General features: G+C 44.6%; 12 protein-coding genes. 3 read left to right on the top strand and 9 right to left on the bottom strand.

Features of this window, described 5'->3' with window-relative positions:
• Positions 1–301: 301 nt before the first annotated feature.
• A complete protein-coding gene (gene acnA, locus ACYVAA_RS11360) occupies positions 302–3,079 on the bottom strand; it encodes an aconitate hydratase (RefSeq protein WP_460541671.1) in 2,778 nt (925 codons plus the stop codon).
• A gap of 164 nt (positions 3,080–3,243) precedes the next feature.
• On the opposite strand from acnA, the gene ACYVAA_RS11355 reads away from it, so the two are divergent.
• The gene (locus ACYVAA_RS11355; RefSeq protein WP_460541669.1) at positions 3,244–4,293 is read left to right on the top strand and encodes an endonuclease/exonuclease/phosphatase family protein; all 1,050 of its coding nucleotides are present in this window, start codon (positions 3,244–3,246) and stop codon (positions 4,291–4,293) included.
• Positions 4,294–4,635: 342 nt separating this feature from the next.
• Here the strand turns inward: ACYVAA_RS11355 and ACYVAA_RS11350 are convergent, their stop codons facing one another.
• The 4 genes from ACYVAA_RS11350 to ACYVAA_RS11335 form a co-directional block, all read right to left on the bottom strand.
• The gene (locus tag ACYVAA_RS11350) at positions 4,636–5,619 is read right to left on the bottom strand and encodes an MlaD family protein (RefSeq protein WP_460541667.1); all 984 of its coding nucleotides are present in this window, start codon (positions 5,617–5,619) and stop codon (positions 4,636–4,638) included.
• The gene (locus ACYVAA_RS11345; RefSeq protein ID WP_460541665.1) at positions 5,619–6,368 is read right to left on the bottom strand and encodes an ABC transporter ATP-binding protein; all 750 of its coding nucleotides are present in this window, start codon (positions 6,366–6,368) and stop codon (positions 5,619–5,621) included. Before ACYVAA_RS11345 ends, ACYVAA_RS11350 begins: the two co-directional genes overlap by 1 nt.
• A gap of 2 nt (positions 6,369–6,370) precedes the next feature.
• Positions 6,371–7,168, bottom strand: coding sequence for an MlaE family ABC transporter permease (locus tag ACYVAA_RS11340; protein ID WP_460541663.1), 798 nt, complete (start codon positions 7,166–7,168; stop codon positions 6,371–6,373).
• 66 nt (positions 7,169–7,234) lie between these two features.
• A complete protein-coding gene (locus ACYVAA_RS11335; protein ID WP_460541661.1) occupies positions 7,235–8,419 on the bottom strand; it encodes an ATP-binding response regulator in 1,185 nt (394 codons plus the stop codon).
• A gap of 734 nt (positions 8,420–9,153) precedes the next feature.
• On the opposite strand from ACYVAA_RS11335, the gene ACYVAA_RS11330 reads away from it, so the two are divergent.
• A complete protein-coding gene (locus tag ACYVAA_RS11330; RefSeq protein ID WP_460541659.1) occupies positions 9,154–9,606 on the top strand; it encodes a YciI family protein in 453 nt (150 codons plus the stop codon).
• A 179-nt stretch (positions 9,607–9,785) separates the two neighbouring features.
• Here ACYVAA_RS11330 and ACYVAA_RS11325 read toward each other — a convergent pair whose 3' ends face one another.
• Both ACYVAA_RS11325 and ACYVAA_RS11320 read right to left on the bottom strand, forming a co-directional pair.
• On the bottom strand, positions 9,786–12,647 hold the full coding sequence (locus ACYVAA_RS11325) for a PD-(D/E)XK nuclease family protein (RefSeq protein ID WP_460541657.1): 2,862 nt from the start codon (positions 12,645–12,647) through the stop codon (positions 9,786–9,788).
• A 1-nt stretch (position 12,648) separates the two neighbouring features.
• Complete coding sequence (locus tag ACYVAA_RS11320; RefSeq protein WP_460541655.1) at positions 12,649–15,873, bottom strand: UvrD-helicase domain-containing protein; 3,225 nt, start codon at positions 15,871–15,873, stop codon at positions 12,649–12,651.
• A 161-nt stretch (positions 15,874–16,034) separates the two neighbouring features.
• On the opposite strand from ACYVAA_RS11320, the gene ACYVAA_RS11315 reads away from it, so the two are divergent.
• Positions 16,035–16,805 carry a YdcF family protein gene (locus ACYVAA_RS11315; protein WP_460541653.1) on the top strand — a complete coding sequence of 257 codons (771 nt, stop codon included), beginning with the start codon at positions 16,035–16,037 and terminating at the stop codon, positions 16,803–16,805.
• A 22-nt stretch (positions 16,806–16,827) separates the two neighbouring features.
• On the opposite strand, the gene ACYVAA_RS11310 is transcribed toward ACYVAA_RS11315, so the two are convergent.
• Both ACYVAA_RS11310 and ACYVAA_RS11305 read right to left on the bottom strand, forming a co-directional pair.
• Positions 16,828–17,289, bottom strand: a complete 462-nt coding sequence (locus tag ACYVAA_RS11310) for a CBS domain-containing protein (RefSeq protein WP_460541651.1) — start codon at positions 17,287–17,289, stop codon at positions 16,828–16,830.
• Positions 17,290–17,693: 404 nt separating this feature from the next.
• Complete coding sequence (locus ACYVAA_RS11305; RefSeq protein ID WP_460541649.1) at positions 17,694–18,437, bottom strand: copper homeostasis protein CutC; 744 nt, start codon at positions 18,435–18,437, stop codon at positions 17,694–17,696.
• Positions 18,438–18,443 lie beyond the last annotated feature (6 nt).

Below are 18,443 nucleotides of genomic sequence, written 5' to 3'. Positions count from 1 at the left end.
ATCCATTTTATCTGTGGTTTACTTAACAGCATTGTACCGCTGGTAGGGGTGAAAATGTACTTTGAGGGATTGCAAATCCCTGTTTATAAGAAGGTCGGGATTACAAATCCCGACCAGCTCAATTACACATCCGGACAGCTCTGATCCCAACCAGCTCAATTACACATCTGGACAGCTCTGATTCCGACCAGCTCAATTGCAAATTCAGACCAGTTCTGATTCCGGTCAACTCAGACCAGCTCAGTCAATCGCTATCCGTGTCCATCCGTGATTAACTAATTCAAATGTTGACACATAAAAACTAATCCTGCTTCAAAAACTGCCTCAACACATAATGAAGAATACCCCCGTTTTTGTAATAGGCCACCTCTACTTCAGAGTCAAGCCTACAAAGCACCTCAAAATTAACTTCAGCACCAGCAGCTTTTTTGGCGCTTACCTGAAGTTTCTTCATTGGACTGAGTCCTTCGGCAATGCCCGAGATGCTAATGGTTTCTTTTCCATCAAGGCCTAAGCTTTCCGCAGACTGCCCCTCCAGATATTGCAGCGGCAGGACACCCATCCCCACCAGGTTGGACCGGTGGATACGCTCATAACTCTCTGCAATGACCGCCTTGATGCCCAAAAGATTGGTTCCCTTGGCAGCCCAGTCCCTGGACGAGCCACTACCATACTCTTTCCCCGCTAAGACGACCAAAGGAGTATTCGAAGCCTTATATTTCTGTGAAGCTTCAAAAACCGTCATTTCCTCATCCGTAGGAATATGGCTGGTATAGCCCCCTTCCCGGCTGGCCAATTGGTTTTTGATCCTTACATTGGCAAATGTCCCCCGCACCATCACTTCATCATTTCCCCTTCTGGAACCATAGGAGTTGAAATCCTTCCTCTCCACTCCCCTGCCCACCAGGTACTGACCGGCAGGTGAAGCTTCCGCAAAAGCACCGGCAGGTGAAATGTGGTCCGTGGTGATCGAATCCCCCAATTTCAGTAGAACATGGGCTCCCTGGATATTTTGGGGCTCCTTTACATCAGAAGAGATCCCTTGGAAAAAAGGAGCCTCCTTGATATAGGTAGACTTGTTTGACCATTGGTAAACCTGATCATCAGGAGCTTGAAGGTTTTTCCATTGCTCATTACCTTCAAAGATCTCTCCATAGTTCTTCTCAAAGTCATTTGGATTAAGCACCCTGCCCATCACTTCAAAAATCTCTTCATTGCTTGGCCAGATGTCCTTTAGGTATACCGGCTCTAAATTCGGGTCAAAGCCCAAAGGCTCTTTGTTCAGGTCCACATCCACCCTGCCTGCCAGAGCGTACACCACTACCAACATAGGGGACATCAGGTAATTCATCTTGACTTGCGGATGCACACGGGCTTCGAAATTACGGTTTCCTGAAAGTACAGATGCCACCACCAAGTCATTTTCCTCTACTGCATGGGCAATGTGCTTGGGCAAAGGACCGGAATTCCCAATACAAGAGGTACACCCATAGCCCACAACGTGAAATCTTAAGGCTTCCAGATCAGTCAAAAGCCCAGAGGCCTCCAGGTAATCCGTCACCACTTTTGAACCCGGTGCCAAGGAGGTTTTTACCCAAGGCTTGACATCCAGCCCCCTTTCACGGGCCTTTTTGGCGACCAAACCGGCCCCGATCATTACGCTGGGATTGGAAGTGTTGGTACAGGAGGTGATCGCCGCTATGACTATGCTTCCATCAGAAAGTACAAACTCGTCATGGTTGATCTTTACTTCTACTGTTTTCAGCCCGTTTTTGGTAGAGGTGGCAATTTCCACATCCTGGGGCAGTTCCCCGGCCTTTTCTACCGGCTGGCTCCCCCCTTCCCCAAACCATCTGCTTTTATCCCGTTTGTCAATAGGTATATACTCCCTTCCATGGACCTCTTTCAATAACTCCCCAAACTTCTCCTTAAAGTTCCTTACCAAAATCTTATCCTGCGGTCTTTTGGGGCCAGACACGGTTGGTTCCACCGTGCCCAGGTCCAGTTCCACCACACTGCTGTAGTTCACCTGATCTTCGTCCTGTCTCCATAGCATGTTGGCCTTGGCATAGTCCTCTACCAGCTTGATCTGCTCTTTTGGGCGGTTGGTTTTGGACATATAGTCCAAGGTGCGGTCATCTATCGGAAAATAAGTCACCGTACAGCCAAACTCAGGGGACATATTAGAGATCGTAGCCCTGTCCGGCACAGTCAGGGTATCCAATCCTGGACCAAAAACTTCCACAAATTTTCCTACCACACCATGCTTTCTCAACAGTTCGGTGATAGTCAGGACCATGTCCGTGGCGGTGGTCCCCAAAGGCAGCTTGCCGGTCAACTTCAAACCGACTACCTCCGGCATGATAAAATAAATGGGCTGGCCCAACAGTGCCGCTTCCGCTTCAATACCGCCAACTCCCCAGCCCACTACTCCGATACCGTTGACCATGGGGGTATGGGAGTCCGTTCCCACCAAGGTGTCGGGAAATACATTTCCCTCCCTTTCTATTACTCCTCGGGCAAGGTATTCCAAATTGACTTGATGGCAGATGCCCATCCCCGGAGGAACCACCGAAAAGTTGTCAAATGATTTTTGAGCCCATTTAAGGAACTCGTACCTTTCGCCGTTTCGCTCATACTCCACATCCACATTCTTTTTGTACGAATAGTCCGTTCCAAAATAATCCACCTGCACCGAGTGGTCAACCACCAGGTCAACAGGAATAAGTGGATTGATCTTTTGGGGATCTTTCCCTTTTCTTACAGCTTCAGCCCTCAGGGAAGCAATGTCCACCACGGCCGGCACTCCGGTAAAATCCTGCATCAGTACCCGGGCAGGCTTATAAGGAATATCTTTATCCGATGGGGCAGGCCCCCAGTTTAAAAGGGTTTCGATATGTTCCTTGGTTATGGCAAAATCATCGTAGTTCCTGAGCGCATTTTCCAATAATATCCGAATGGAAAAAGGAAGTTGCTTCACCTTGTACCCTTGATCTTGCAAGGCAGGCAGGCTCCAATAGGTCAAAGCTCCTTTTGAAGACTCAAGTTTCTTTTTGATGTTATAAGGATCGAATGACATATGTTTTTATAGTTATATTGGTAAAAAAGATAGACAATCAATCAACTGCCTAATAATCCGTTTGATTCCTTAAGTTAACTTTTTTTAAGCTAAATTGTAAGCTGGCCAATTGCTTGTTTTGATCGGATCATTATCCCGGAAGGACAACGAAATTATTCTATAATATGAAAGTAGCCCTCTATTTATTTTCTGTCTTGATTATTGCCGCAAGCCTCATGCCACTGGTAAAAAAAGACTACTGGACTTTTAGAATTTTTGACTACCCCAGGTTCCAGAAGCTCCTGTTAATATCATGTCTGATAATTGCCTGGTTTTTTGAGGACTATGGCAGTTTAAAAAAAGTAGATTATGCCATTCTTACCGTACTTATCGTGCTCTTTTTTTACCTTTTAAGCCAAATAATCCCCTATACCCCCTTCAGTACAAAAATGGTAAAATCGGCCGATAAGCACGAAAAAAGCACCTTATCCTTAATGGTCGCCAACGTTTACCAATACAACGAGCACTTCCAGAAGTGCCTTAAAATGATACAGAGGATCAGGCCCGATGTTTTTATGTTGGTGGAAACCGACCATAAGTGGGCTGACCAAATTGCCCTGCTGAAGGACAAATACCCCTATCAGGTGGAGATACCGCTGGAAAATACCTACGGAATGCTCTTCTACTCTAAGTATCCGCTAAAAAACACACAGGTCAAGTACCTGATTGATGAGGAGATTCCTTCTATACAGACCGACCTGCTCTTAAACAACGGGGAAACTATTCGAATCTATGGTATCCACCCTACCCCTCCGGTACCGGGAGAAAACACCCACAGCACCGAAAGAGATGCGGAAATACTCATTGCCGGCAAAGCAGCGAAATCCTACGGTAAAGCAGCTATCATCATGGGAGACCTTAATGATGTAGCCTGGAGCTATACCAGCGAACTTTTTCTCAAGATCAGTGGTATGGGAGATCCGAGGAGAGGCCGGGGCATGTTCAATACCTTTCATGCACAATATCCCTTTCTGCGATGGCCCCTGGACCACATCTTTTTGAGTAACCACTTTAAGTTAAAAAAACTGCAAGTACACCCCTCCATTGGCTCTGACCATTTCCCCATTAGTATCTCTGTGGTATTGGACACAACAGTAGAAAACGAGCAAATGGAAGCGAGTGAACAAGAACTGGAAGAAGCCCAGGAAAAAATAGTGAGCGGATTAGAGGTTTAAATGAAATGTGTATTTATAAAAATAAACCAACAATTAAACCCTTTGAATTGTAAAAACAACTTAACCTTCCTTGATAAAAAATACAAAAGGTGATAATACGGCAGTAAATTTCTCTACAATCCTGCCCCATCCTTTTTAGAAGGTATAGGGCCGTCTTTGATGTGGATGAAGAGAGGAGAAGACCATAGGAGATCTGCCAGTGATAATAGGTGCTTTATTCAGTTCAGCAGCCTAAATCCCTTTCAGGCCAATACCTGATACCTAAAACAAAAAGACAGTCTTTCTGGCTTCAATAACCATGATAAGACTGTCTTTTTAAATGACTCCTTATTTAGAAAAGCCCTACTCCTCTTCTGCAGCTTCGGCCTCGGCTTTTTCCTTTCTTTTGTGTGCCTTTCTCATGATCCAGGCATACTTCAGGGCCTCCAGATTTTCGTTCAGCAGATGAGTGGTTACTTCCGCATTTTCCAGGGTCTCTTTGATATAAGAGGCAAACTCCTCATCATTCAGTAGCATGCCCAAGGCATTGTCTGAGGAAGTCAGCTTTCCACTTGCTTCATTAAAGTTGCTGGCAGCAGAAGAAGCTTCCATACTCGTTTTTTCCAATTCCTTAGCGGTATGCTTCAGGCTGGCAAATACGGCCGTATCATTGGCCATCTCATACATCATCGTCCCTTCTTTATTGATCCCAGCGGTAAATTTCCTGAGATCCGCAGATAGTCGGTTACTATTGGCAGAGGTTGTTTCTAAATTGTTTACAATCTTTCTAAAGTTCTCCGCCAAGGTACTGTCGGTCAGTACCGCACCGATAATCCCTTCGCCTTTGGCAATCTTTCCCGTCAGCACTTTAAGGTCATTGGTGATGGAAACCAGGTTTTGGTTGTTTTCCTGAAGGGTCTCCATCATATTGTCCGTATCCAGTGGCATCACTGCCTGCAGCCTGTCCCCATCCTCGATCACCGGGGCCTGGGTACTGCCTCCATAAATCACGATAATCTTATTACCGATAAGTCCATCCGAGCTGATCGTGGCTTTGGAGTCTTTTCGGATAAATTCCCTGGTGTCTGAATCGATGTTCATTTCTATCTCCACCTGGGAATCCCCATAAAACTTTATCGCGGTCACTGTTCCGATTTTTACACCAGAAAACCATACGTTATTGCCTTTTTGCAAACCACCTACATCCTCAAATACCGCCGTGGCCCGGAAACTCTTTACAAACACCTTTTGCTGGGCTCCCAAAGTCAGTATGCCGGCTACCATAATGATGATTCCTATCAGTATGAAAATGCCTACTATTACCGATTTTTTATTATCATTTCTCATTATTTAATGAAGTTATAGTCGTAAAATGATTTCACTCGAATATCGGATGGATTACCGAAAACATCCTCAAACTTACCTTCCGCACCAAATGCCCCATCGAGTAAGACAGCCATACGGTCCCCTGTATCTTTTGCACACGTGAGGTCATGGGTAATGATAATAGAAGATGTATTGAACTTTTCCCTGACCTCATTGATCAGGTTATTGATGTCACTGCAGGTAATGGGATCAAGTCCCGCTGTCGGTTCATCATACAGCATAATCTCAGGTTTCAGGATCAAGGTTCTGGCTATGCCGATCCTTTTTCTTTGACCTCCCGATAGCTCAGAGGGCATCTGGTTGATGGTCTGTGAAAGTCCCACAGCATCCAAAACCTCCTCCACCATTTTATCCTTCTCCGCTTTGCTGAGCCCTTTTACATTTCTTACCAAGGGAAACTCCAAGTTTTCCCTTACGGTCATACTATCATAAAGTGCACTGGCCTGGAAGGAAAAACCTATCTTCAGCCGCAGATCGTTCAATTCCTTGGGTGAAAGGCTGGAAACCTCTTTGCCCAAAACCTTCATGGCGCCCTCATCCTGGGTCAGCAGTCCCACCATAATCTTAATCAAAACCGACTTGCCCGTACCTGATTTTCCCAGCACGACCACGTTTTCCCCCTTGTACAGGTCCAGGTCTACTCCCATCAGTACATCCAGGTCTCCAAAAGACTTCTTCAATCCCCGAACTTCGACCACTTTTTCCCTCATAGCTATGACAGTCTGATAAAGTTTACAATCTGAAGGGCCAAGAGCTCTTCAATGAAGATCAAGAACATGGCCAATACCACCGAGGCATTGGCAGCCTTGCCCACCCCCTCGGTTCCTTTGGAGGAATGATATCCCTTATAGCAGCCGACAATCCCAATGGTAAATCCAAATACCAGAGATTTGAGGATGGAAGAGAAAATGTCCAAAAATGAAATCGCCTCAAACACCTGAACAAAGTAAGTGGTAAAGCTTACATTCTCCTTGGTGTTGACAGAAAGAAAAGCCCCCATCAAAGCCACAAAATCTGTATACATCACCAATATAGGGATCATAAATGTCGTGGCCAGTACCCTGGTTACCACCAGAAACTTAAAGGGGTTGGTAGCGGACACTTCCATGGCATCTATCTGCTCGGTAACTTTCATGGAACCTATTTCAGCGCCGATGCTCGACCCCACCTTACCGGCAGCAATCAAAGCGGTCACCAATGGCCCCATTGCCCTTACGATCGCAATGGAAATCAGTGCCGGCAACCATGAAGTAGCACCAAACTCGGAAAGTGATGGCCTGGACTGATTGGTAAAAACGATACCCACAATGAATCCTGTTAAAGAAATAAGCGCCAGGGAATTGTAACCGATCTTGTAACATTGCCGGATGACCTCCCGAAACTCATAAGGAGGAACCCATACCTCTTTGAAAAAACGCCAGACAAACGCAAAAGCGTCAGAAAGGCCCAACAACATCTTATCTATCTTAGGGCTTAAAATATGCTCTTTTTTTGTTGAATTATCAGCCATAAAATTTTCTTGAAAGTGCGAAACTAATAAAATTAGCCCGATTAGGCTTTATATCATAGGGATTATTTAGCCCTTTAAAATTTCCGCCAATACCTCCTTCTGAAGTGGCTTCACTAAAAAACCGCTAACTATATCATATTGTTTACTTCTTTCTTCATCCTCCGGATCTATCGAGGAGGAAAGCATCTTCACTTCAATGGTTATTCCCTTTTCCACCATCTTGTCCAAAAACTCCCATCCACTTATCTCCGGCATATTGATATCCAGCAGAATAATGTCCACTGTATTGGTCTCAATCCAGTCCAAAGCGTCCAATGGATTCTCAAAAAAATGGAGCTTTAATTCAGGATTATTCTTTTTGAACAGTCTTTTATTGATCATTTGCTGGACCCTGTCATCGTCCACAACAAGTATGGACTGTAGCTTCTGGGACACCAATTCTTCTTGCATTTCTAACTGCATATTTGACTTGCTTAGTACTTCACTCATTTTTCTTATTTCTTGGTCCAGTTGCTCAGAGGATTCCTTGAGCATCTTAATGGCTTCCGCCTTATTTTTTTCCTGCTCATCAAACAAACTTATTATCCCCAAGATGTTGGAAAGCGGTCTTCTGAGATGGTGGGAGTTCATAAAAGAAAACTCCTTTAGTTGCTTGTTCTGCTCCTTCAGACTGGCGTTGAGTTCTGTCTTTTCTTTGAGGCTTTGGTGCAGCTCTGTGTGGTCAACAGCCGTGACCATAACAAGCTCTTTATCTCCCAAACTGAAGGGGACTCCATACAAATCCAGCACCCATTCTCTCCCAGAAATATCCCTCAGCTTACAGTGGTTGATCTGACTGTTTTCCTGCCCGAAAAGCCGCTTTTTTTCAGCCCCTTTCAGCGGTAAAATTTCATCAAATTTCAGTGCCTTTCTTTCCTTGCTTTTTGGTCCAAAATTCCTCTCTGCAATCTGGTTGGACGCATAGATTCCACCATCCTTTTTTTGAACCATCCACATGCAAATCGGACTATTGTTGAACACGGTAAAATAGCTGCTCCATAACCGCCTTTCCTGAAGAAGCGCACGGTCAACTAAAAAGTACATTAAACCTCCAGATGCCACCACAAAAAGTAGTGCCTTGATCACTTCCAACATCGTGGTATTCTCCAACCCTATTCTCTCTTGGATCGCTCCCAAATAGTAAGAAGAAAGGGCCACCCATATGCACCCGATCATGATGTAGATCAAAGGAATTTTTACGCTTAATTTCATTTAGCTGCAGACTCAAAAACTAAGGTAAAAAAATTCCAGCATTAAAGCCCCTTTAATTGTGGCTTTACCAAGCCTAGAATCAATTTAGTCAAAACTAAATAGTTTAGCCAAGACATAATTAGGTTTGGCTAAAAATAGTTTAATTCATTATATTTCAGACATTTAAACAAACCAACATAAAGTAGATTATATCCTTCAAAATCATCGCTGAAATCTTAAAAAAAATGACTCCCCTCACCTTTGCCTCCTTAGGTTATTTGGGCAGTACCGCGCTTCCTCCATGTTAAAAGCACGGATAATGCCCCTACCTGAGGGAAGCATCCTTAGCTGTATTTCCGGCCTATCCCATAGCCATCCCCTCTTGTTCTCCCCTCTCCCTTTCTCCTCATATCACTCCCCTTTTCCTTATTGTATCACCTTTCCTTCTGATTAATTTCCTGCCCCTTTCAGGTGGCAAATGTTCTTGCCTTCCTCCAAAAACACCGGGAAATCATGGAGCAATCCCTCCTAAATTTTCATCTAAAAACCTTCCTGTTTTTAGACTTAATGGCTACCTTCAGAAAGGCATAAATATCAAATCAATTTACCCCGATAGAAGGCAAGAATTATAAAGTGGAAAAGGCAGAACCACAACAAAAAAAACAGGCTTTCCAGCCCTTGGATTCCCTCCCATTTCGGGAGTCAAATTGTAACTATAAAACTGGCCTTCTTATCACCATAAAAAAACCAATACTATGAAGAAGTTTTCCCTCCTTTTACCGCTCTTGATTTTGCTCTCTTTCTCCGGTTTTTCCCAAGAAAAATACGATGAAGATTTGGCCCAGAAATACCAAGCGGATGACTATGGTATGAAGAAATATGTCATGGCTTTTTTAAAGCGCGGCCCTGATGTATCGAATTATTCTAAAGAAGAAAGGGACAAAATTCAGCAGGCCCATATGGCCCACATTGGTAAGCTGGCGGAAGAAAAAAAACTGGTTCTTGCCGGACCGTTCTTTGGTGACGGCGAACTTAGGGGAATCTTTATTTTTGATGTGGGCGACCTTGAGGAAGCCAAAAACCTGACCAATGGAGACCCGGCAATCAAGGCAGGTGTTTTGACCATGGAGCTCTTGGAATGGTACGGTTCGGCAGCAGTAATGGCCATCCCCGAAATACATGAAAAGATTCAAAAAATCACCATGTGAGCAAGCCTGTTCCCCATGTGCCTGCCTATCCCTATGCACTATTGTTTGAGGATACTTGGAACGTAATTAGCAGGAAAGACGGCTCGCTACACAAAGCTAAGTGAGCGTTTACTTTTACGGGACCAACCTGATCATTGAAAAAAAAAAAAAGAGGCCCTTGGTTTTGCCTCTTTTCTTTTTCACCTTCCACAAATTTCTTTATAGGGACAATATTTACATTTCTCTATGTCTTCCGTCTGATCGAAAGGAACTTCAAGATCAAATATCTCCTTCAACAATCCCTTTAAGCCTTGTTCAAATTCATCTTGGAATTCCCGATAATCATTGACCTCCTCAGCCTTGCCCCTACCCTCTTTGCGCTGCAGGTACGGATTAAAATCATCGTTAAAAATCTCCCTGAGATTAAAGATTGCAGGTTTCAGGGCTTGGCGGTTCTCCGGAAATTTGGTTTGGTAAAGCATCCCATAGATCATCGTCTGCATGGCTGCCTTATTTCTTTTTGGATGGTCTCTATCAAATAAGGACTCCACCGAAGGGAATACCTTAAGGTCTTTTCCGGATTTGTAATCGATCAGCCTGACAGAACCGTCTTGCTTATCTACCCGGTCAATGATCCCCCTTACTGCAATACCGTACTGCCTTCCATTTACCTCCACCGGCACCACAGCTCTATACCGAACATCCTGCTCCAAACTGACCAGCTCAAACGGTGCATCCTTTCGGTCATGCGCCAGCAGGGCCTTTATGTACTTCTGCAACACATCACGCACGATGGCAAGCTGCCCACTTAATTTGGTATCCGCAGCTTCTTCCAAATGATAAAACTTCCTGATCGCTTTTTCTATGGCAGGGAACACGTAATCGTCCAGCTGCTGAAAGTCCTCTTCTCTGATAAGTTTCCGCTGCTTCCTTTCCATAAAACCCTGATAGAGGTACTCAAGGCTGTAGTGTGCCAGATTACCGAAAACAGCGGCATCCACTTCTTCCTCCACCTTTTCTTTTTCCTTGATGTTGGCCAGGTATTGGAAGTAAAACTTCAGTTTACAGTCCAGCCATACACTCAGGGCCGAAGGTGAAAATGCCGTTACAGACTGACCGGAAGCCTGGACCACGTATTTTTCCAAAAGTTGGCTGATCTCTGCGTTTTTGGGAATAGTTATGGGAGCTCCCTGCTTTAAATCCACCGGGATAAATACCACCACCTCCTCCATCGGAAGATCCATCTCAGCCATCATCTGCTGAATGTACCGGCTTTTTTCCCCCACCTTCCCTTGATCCGATGCCGTGGTATACATCATATGGACCTCTTCTGCCCTATGCAACAAACGGTAAAAGGTATAGGCATAAATAGCATCGTTTTGCTCCTGTACGGGCAAGCCAAAAGCCCTACGCAGATTAAAGGGAATGAGGGAATTCAGCCCGGCAGAGGGCGGGAAACTGCCTTCATTCATATTGGCAATAAGTACCCGCTTAAAATCAAGGTTTCTCGACTCCAATACCCCCATTACCTGCAAACCAGCCAAGGGCTCTCCCTCAAAAGGCAACTTGACCTCTTTAAAGACCTGACGGAAGAGACGGATAAAAAACTCCAAATTCACCTTGATTTCCTGCTGAGATTGGAATATCTCCTTTAAGCGGACAAGCTGTTTGTGACATTGAAACAAATAACTTCCCTGTAGCTTGTCTTCCTTTAACTGTTCTGCCAGGTCCAGGATCAATGACTCCAGATAATCAAAAAGCGCAGCCGTCTCCAGGCGCCTGAAAACCTGTTTAAAGAAATCCCCTCCTTTTGCCAGGGTCTCTTCGCTAATGTAAATCTGGTTTTGCGCCTGCATATCATTCAGCAGATCTCTCACAAACTTTTCATTGCCCGATTTCAGGTAGACCGAAGACATCAGCTCTTTCACTGCCTGGTGGTAAAAGTAAACTTCCCCATTATCTACCTTAATGTACCGCTGTAGTTCCAGTACTGCTTCTAAAAAGGCATAAACAGGCGCATTTCTCACAGGATAGCCCATCGTCACATTGACCTTGTCTATCCCTTCCGGTAGATGCTGCATGACAGGAAACAGTAATTGCTCATCGGGTAGAATCACCACAGTTTCCTCAAGCTGTTCGTCAGGAGACACTCCTTCCAGCACTTTCCCGATGAGGTTCGCCTGGTTGACTTTAAGCGGCGTTACATACACCTTGATCTTAGGACGCCGCTGTTGGATGGATGTTGGCAATTCCACCGGAAAGGTAGGCCCTAAAACCTTGTCCCTTCGGTAATCCCTAAAAAACAAACCGGCCTCCTGCAAGGGATTCAACGTATAGTAAGCGTCCAAATCCCAATAAATCGCTGCCCCATATTCCCCCACGAAGTGCTTGATCAGTTTTTCCTCCGTTCGGGTAAAAGCATTGAAACCGACAAATACATAAGATTGTCCCGGCCGCTCCAACCCCTCCAGCTTCGCTACAGCTTTGCGGTATAGCTTCCCTGAATAGGCAAGCCCGAGGACATCCAGTTCTTGCTGATATCGCTCATACAAAGGGAGCAAAAGTTGCCAAAACCTTAGGAATTTATCCTGATGCCCCCGCCCTTCCCGCTGGAATGATTTCCAAAATTGCTTGACCAACTCAACTTGACCCTCGGTCAGAAAACTTAAATCAGATTCTATTGATTTGATTTCAGCAAGCAAGCTGTACAGTTTTGTCGGATCTACCAAAAACTGATCGATGTCATTGAAATCCTTAAGGATCATTTCCCCCCAGTAATAGAACCTGTCAAAGGGTTCCGGGTCGTGCTGCAGTTCTTTGTAGACCTTATACAGTTCAAAAATAAGGCTCAGCTGGTCGGTGGGTCGTTGATCGGCCAGTTCATAAAACAAATCTTCCACGGTTTTCACCGCAGGCATCCACTGGGGTCGATCTATCAGTTGCCCCAAATGCTGTGTGAAAAACAGTCCGGCCCTGCGGTTAGGGAGGATAACCGTCACTTTTTTTAGGTCATCGTACTTTTTTAACAGGCTGGCTGCCGTATCTCTTAAAAAGCTCTGCATATCAATTAACCTCTATAATTTTGCCTGTCTCCAGATAACATAAAAACCCTTTTACTTCCAAAATTCCTAGCTCCCTGATAAGCCCCATGTATTCTTTCACTTGTTTTTGGTATTTTTCCTGTTCTTCCCCGGTCTTAAAATCCACCACAGTGGCCTTCCCCTCGTTTACAATGACCCGGTCCGGTCGCTTTTGCTTTCCTCCCGGCAGTATAATCCCCTGCTCGGTCAATTTATCCCCCTCCCCTTCAAACCATTGGTCAAACTGTTCATTGGCGAAAAGATGGTTCAGCTGATTTTCCACTAGGACCTTTTCTTCAGCATCCAGGCGGCCGTCAAAATAAAACGCCTGTAGATGATTAAAAGCATCCTTTTTGTTACGTGACTTTTCAAGCAATTCATGGATCAATACCCCAAAGCTTCTTTTATGCCGTTGGCTTAACCCTTCTTCACTAAAATCAGCCGCATATCGCTTGATTTTGAGCAGGTCGTTCCAATCCCTGTATCTCCATGATAATTGGTTTGCCGTTAATTCCCCTCCTTTGTTGGCAACCTTCTCCATCGGCCATTCTCCCCAGTCAAACACCTTTGACTCCCGGTCATAAAATTCATCTAAATCAATTTCTCCGGCTTTTAAGCCTCCAGACTCAAACAACTGAAGTAAATTGTTCTCCAATGGGTTTAGCGAAGGGCTGCCTTTTACTTTCTTATAAGGACTCATGGTCCATAGCATTTCCTCCGCCCGGGTCAATGCCACATAAACCATATTCAGTGTATCCAAATAGGCCATGGTGATCTCCTCCTCATAGATCGGCTGAAAGATGGATTCAGCCAATTCTTTACGAAGGGTGAGCGGGATAATGGCTTCTACTTCCTTTTCGGTATCCTTAAACGGTGACCAAATAATATTGTCCTTTTTGGTATCCACTATATCCCAACTCAAAAACGGCATGAGAACGACCTTAAACTGCAGTCCCTTGGACTTGTGAATGGTCATAATAGGCATGGCATTATGCCCTTCAGGTATTTTTACAGTTCGCTTGGTACGGTTTTCTTCCCACCAGCCCAGAAAGCCGGCCAAATCTGCCCGGTTGTTACTGACATAGTCGTACACCGCCTCCCTGAACCCTGAAATATAGGCCAGCTCGGCCTTCAGCTCATAAAAATCCAATAGCATCACCAACTCCTCCACCATCTCCATCAGAGGCAACTGCTCCAGATAGGCCTGTCTTTCTTTGAATTTGCTGATTTTGGTTTTGAGCCAATCCGGTTCTCCCCCTTCCTCAAATATATCATGGGATATGGGGCGGTCGTTTAAGCTGCACCAATAAAACCACATGGTATTAAAAGGTACCCTGTCTTCCTGATCCACCAAATATTGCATACCGGCCACCAAAGCTTTTACGGAGGCGGCCTTTTCCAAAAACATGGATTCGTCGGATACTACTTCGAAATTATACCCGGTATCCGGTTTGACGGATTTATAGGCCATAAGTGCATCGGCAATCAATGCACCTTCACTTTTCTTTCGGACCAAAAAAGCAATGTCCTTGGGCTGATATCCTTTGTCCTGCAACTCCATCACCAACTCCGGAATCTTTTCCAGCACCTGTTCCTTGAAGTTCAGCTCGCCTTCCTCCCTTATATCCTCCAGAAATTCCATCCTCACTTTTCCCTGATAGGCTGCTCCGGATTTTCCTTTGGAAACTTTTTGACGGACATCTCCATAGGCTTTGGCTAAAATCCCAGCACCATCACTCCCTACCTGATTTTCAAAGCTGAGCTGAAGCTGCTCTGGAAGCTTGGAAAAAAGGGCATTGTTAAAGTCAATAATTTTGGGCAAGCTCCGGAAGTTGGTATCCAGGTTTTTGACCGAAACCCGTTCCTTTCCGATGTCTTCCTCCACTTTTTCCAACAACAGTTTCATGTCCCCTCCCCGCCACCGGTAAATGGACTGCTTCACATCCCCTACCAAAAGGTTCTTTTTGCCCTGGGCAAGTGAATTTTCCAACAAAGGCCGGAAGCTTTCCCACTGAAAGCCGGAAGTATCCTGAAACTCATCTATCAGATAATGGCTGAACTGGTTGCCCACCTTTTCATAGATAAAGGGAGCATCATTTTCTTTGGTAATTTCCTTGAGGAAATCATTCGCATCGGAAATCATCAAGAGGTTTTCTTCGTCCTTCAGCTCCCTCAGTTCTTCGAGAAGGTTCCGGAACAGACCATAGGCATAAAAATTCTTGCTGATCGCCTCAAAAGTAAGCCATTCCTTCCTTAGGGGCTCAATTTGCCCCCAAATGTTCCCAAGACCGGCATGATAAGCGGATAGAATCGCCTCTCTCTGTTTACTTGTCTTGGAAGCCCATTTGCTCTCATCGTGGACCAGTTCCTTTTGAGGAGCTGTCAGCTCGGGCACAGGCAGGTCCTTCTCGCCCAGCTTATCAAACTTCAAGGCAAAACTTTGCGCTCCTCGCGCAAAATCAGTCCAGGCCAAGCCAAACTGCTCCCTGATTCCATTTGCCTCCTTTTTCAATTCCAGCGTTTTGGCTATGATCTCCTGCTTCCTTTCCCGCAAGTAAAACTTGAAGGTCTCAATATTTTCCTCTTTGGAGAGAAACTCCCTGATATAGGTCTGGTACTGCTTAAAATTCTCTGTAAAAATTTCACCTCCCAATGACTTGATATTGCTTCTGATATCCCAGGATTTCCCGACTTGAATCTGGTTCAACGCAAAATCCACCAGCCATTTATGTAAATATGGATCCTCCAATACATTTTGCACCACTCTATCTACCACCTTCTCCAGCACCGCCCCTTGATCAAGCGCAATATCAAACTTAGCCTGCAGATCTATTTCTCTGGCAAAAGCCCTGACCACTTTTTGGAAAAAACTGTCGATGGTGCTGACCGAAAAGTTGGCATAATCATGAAGGATGGCCGTCAGCACCCTTTCCGCCTGTTTGGAAAGCGCTTTTTCATCCATGTCCAAGTGCTTCATCAGCTCTTGGTCCAAAAACTCCTCCGGGTCCACCCTTTCTTTTAATCTGGCCAAGACCTCCAAAATCCTCCCTTTCATCTCCTGGGTAGCTTTATTGGTAAAAGTCACTGCCAAAATGGACTTAAAAGCGGTTGCTGAGGCCAAGGCCAACTTAAGATACTCCAATGTCAAGGTATAGGTCTTGCCCGACCCTGCAGAAGACTTGTAGATAGTAAAAGGTTTGAAATCCATAGCCAATGAAACAATTTAGACAAAACAAGAGGATTTTTCCGGATAATAAAAATGATTGACAGGTACTGTCATTTTTTATACTTAACAGCCACCAAATTTATTTTTATACCTTATTTTCACCTCTTGATAATAGTATCATTTTACCATTTGTATCCATAAGCATGTTCTTCTACCTTGCCCAGTTACTGACATTTTTGGTCATGCCCCTTACCTTGGTCATTGCCTGTTTTTTGATGGCTTATTTTGGAAAACAGCCTACCTTTAAAAAAAGGTGTTGCGTAACGGGGATCGCTCTACTGCTGTTCTTCTCCAATCAATTTATCTCCAATCTCGCCATGAAAACCTGGGAACCGGAAACCAAGGCCATCAAAGGGATGCCCGTTTACGAAGTGGGAATAGTACTGACCGGCGTCACCAATCTTGATAAAACAGCCACTGATCGGACATTTTTTAATAAAGGAGCCGATAGGGCTACACACGCAGTTCAACTTTACAAACTGGGAAAACTCCGTAAGATTCTCATCACGGGAGGACAGGGCCTGAATCCTACCAATCCCAACACGGAGGCTAAGCTGCTAGCGGATTTTATGGTGATCGCAGGGGTGAGTATGGATGATATCATGATCGAAAACAAGGCCGTAAACACCAGACAAAATGCACTATTTTCCAGTGAATTACTTTCCGAAAAAGGATTTGACCCAGATTTAACCCACCTCCTGATCACCTCGGCTTTTCACATGAAAAGAGCTAAAGGCTGCTTTGATAAAGCCGGACTTAAAACGGATACCTTTCCCGTGGACTACTATTCCTCAGATGTAAAAGTAGATTTTAAAAGTCTAGCCATCCCCCTGCCCGAGGGCTTCGTTTTATGGCATAAGTTATTCAAAGAATGGATCGGTATTACCGTTTACAAATTCATGGGGTATCTTTAAAGAAAAGGTAGTTCGATACAAACTACCATGTTGCTGATTTGAGCCCGGGGAGAGCACGAATGACATCACTTAAGCTGATCTGTCCAATTAATCTCCCCTCTTTTAATACAGGAAATCTCCTGATTTTAAGTTCTAAAAATCGTTGGGCTGCATCAAAAATGGTAACATTCGGAGCCAAAGTAATGACCTCACTGGTCATATGGTCTCTGACTTTCCCTACCAGCCTTGGGATATTATTGTACTTTCCTCTGATGACTTCTTTTAAACAATCCACCTCTGAAATTATCCCCACCAGGTTTTGATCATCATCTATCACGGGTGCCCCGGAAATTTTTCTTTGGGTCAACACCTGAACAACATGATCTATGGAGTCCTCAGGATGAAAGGTTGTCAAATTGGTACTCATGTGGTCTTCTACCAATACTGGTTGGTCCAATCGGCTCTTAGGCTCGACTAGCCGCACTCCTTGAAAGCTTTTTATCATAGTAATTTTGGGTTTAGATAGCTAATAATATACCCATAAATACACTATACTCAAAATATTATTAAAAAATTATCCAAAACACCTTCACTATCTCAGGAAAAACAACTCATAAGCTCCAACATATTATCGCTGTCATTGGCTTGTAATGCTATCCCTAAAAAAGTAATCACACTACATAAGCAAAGCTTCTCTCACAACTTGTCCGCCGGGCGGAATATGCATAACTACCCGCAGAAAGGATTTAAATTACTGAGAAAACCTTTCTGACAATAAGTAGACCTTCCTGTCTCTGGACAGGACAGGCTGTGAGAGATGAGTTTACTTTAATAACTACGGATAACCGGCCTGCCGAAAGAGCAGAACCTTTGTCCACCTTTTATAAGCTATGGCCTTAAGGCTTAAGCTTAGAGCCGATTTTTCATTAAAAACTTCTCAACTTCTTCTTTACTGACACTAAGCACCTTGTCCTGATTGGCCGGAACCGCGCTCAGCTCCAAATCCTGATTCCAGTACTCACTCTTGGAATCTCTCCAAACCTTGGCGCTCGCATGTATCTCTTTCAGGTTACCTGATCCGTTCAGGGAGTCGATCAGGTCAGCTCTCATCCCTCCACCTGGCATGATGACGATTCGGTTTCCCGCTTTTTCCAACAAGTTGTTAATCATATCAAGTCCTTCGGTCACCGTATTTTTTCCGCCGGAAGTAAGAATCCTCCTAAATCCACACTCAATAACCGCTTCAAGTGACTTTTCCAGGTTTCTTGAGGCGTCAAAAGCCCTGTGAAAGGTACAAGGCAGTCCCTCTGCCAAGTCTATCAACTGCTCGCAAGCCCCTATATTGACTTCACCAAAGGGGGTCAATACTCCAAAAACGAAACCGTCGGCTCCTATCTGCTTGAGCACCCGGATATCCTCTTTCATCACTTCAAGCTCATCATTGGTATAGACAAAGTCCCCTCCTCTGGGCCTGATCATAACAAATACAGGAATATCTACTTTACTTTTGATCAATTTTAAAGCTCCTGCACTGGGTGTCTCGCCCCCCTCCAAAAAATCAGAGCAAAGCTCTAACCTGTGGACTCCATATTCCGCTGCTTTTAAGGCAGCTTCTACAGTAAAAACCGGGGCCTCTAATAACAATGAAGACATAATATT

The sequence above is a fragment of the Echinicola sediminis genome, from assembly GCF_054777495.1.
The sequence above is the reverse complement of the archived record's forward strand: the minus strand, read 5'-3'. Positions and strand labels throughout refer to the sequence as shown.

Excerpts from the sequence above, each read along its gene's own strand:
- acnA (WP_460541671.1), bottom strand. The coding sequence starts at position 3,079 with ATGTCATTCGATCCTTATAACATCAAAAAGAAACTTGAGTCTTCAAAA.
- ACYVAA_RS11355 (WP_460541669.1), top strand. The coding sequence starts at position 3,244 with ATGAAAGTAGCCCTCTATTTATTTTCTGTCTTGATTATTGCCGCAAGC.
- ACYVAA_RS11350 (WP_460541667.1), bottom strand. The coding sequence starts at position 5,619 with ATGAGAAATGATAATAAAAAATCGGTAATAGTAGGCATTTTCATACTG.
- ACYVAA_RS11345 (WP_460541665.1), bottom strand. The coding sequence starts at position 6,368 with ATGAGGGAAAAAGTGGTCGAAGTTCGGGGATTGAAGAAGTCTTTTGGA.
- ACYVAA_RS11340 (WP_460541663.1), bottom strand. The coding sequence starts at position 7,168 with ATGGCTGATAATTCAACAAAAAAAGAGCATATTTTAAGCCCTAAGATA.
- ACYVAA_RS11335 (WP_460541661.1), bottom strand. The coding sequence starts at position 8,419 with ATGAAATTAAGCGTAAAAATTCCTTTGATCTACATCATGATCGGGTGC.
- ACYVAA_RS11330 (WP_460541659.1), top strand. The coding sequence starts at position 9,154 with ATGAAGAAGTTTTCCCTCCTTTTACCGCTCTTGATTTTGCTCTCTTTC.
- ACYVAA_RS11325 (WP_460541657.1), bottom strand. The coding sequence starts at position 12,647 with ATGCAGAGCTTTTTAAGAGATACGGCAGCCAGCCTGTTAAAAAAGTAC.
- ACYVAA_RS11320 (WP_460541655.1), bottom strand. The coding sequence starts at position 15,873 with ATGGATTTCAAACCTTTTACTATCTACAAGTCTTCTGCAGGGTCGGGC.
- ACYVAA_RS11315 (WP_460541653.1), top strand. The coding sequence starts at position 16,035 with ATGTTCTTCTACCTTGCCCAGTTACTGACATTTTTGGTCATGCCCCTT.
- ACYVAA_RS11310 (WP_460541651.1), bottom strand. The coding sequence starts at position 17,289 with ATGATAAAAAGCTTTCAAGGAGTGCGGCTAGTCGAGCCTAAGAGCCGA.
- ACYVAA_RS11305 (WP_460541649.1), bottom strand. The coding sequence starts at position 18,437 with ATGTCTTCATTGTTATTAGAGGCCCCGGTTTTTACTGTAGAAGCTGCC.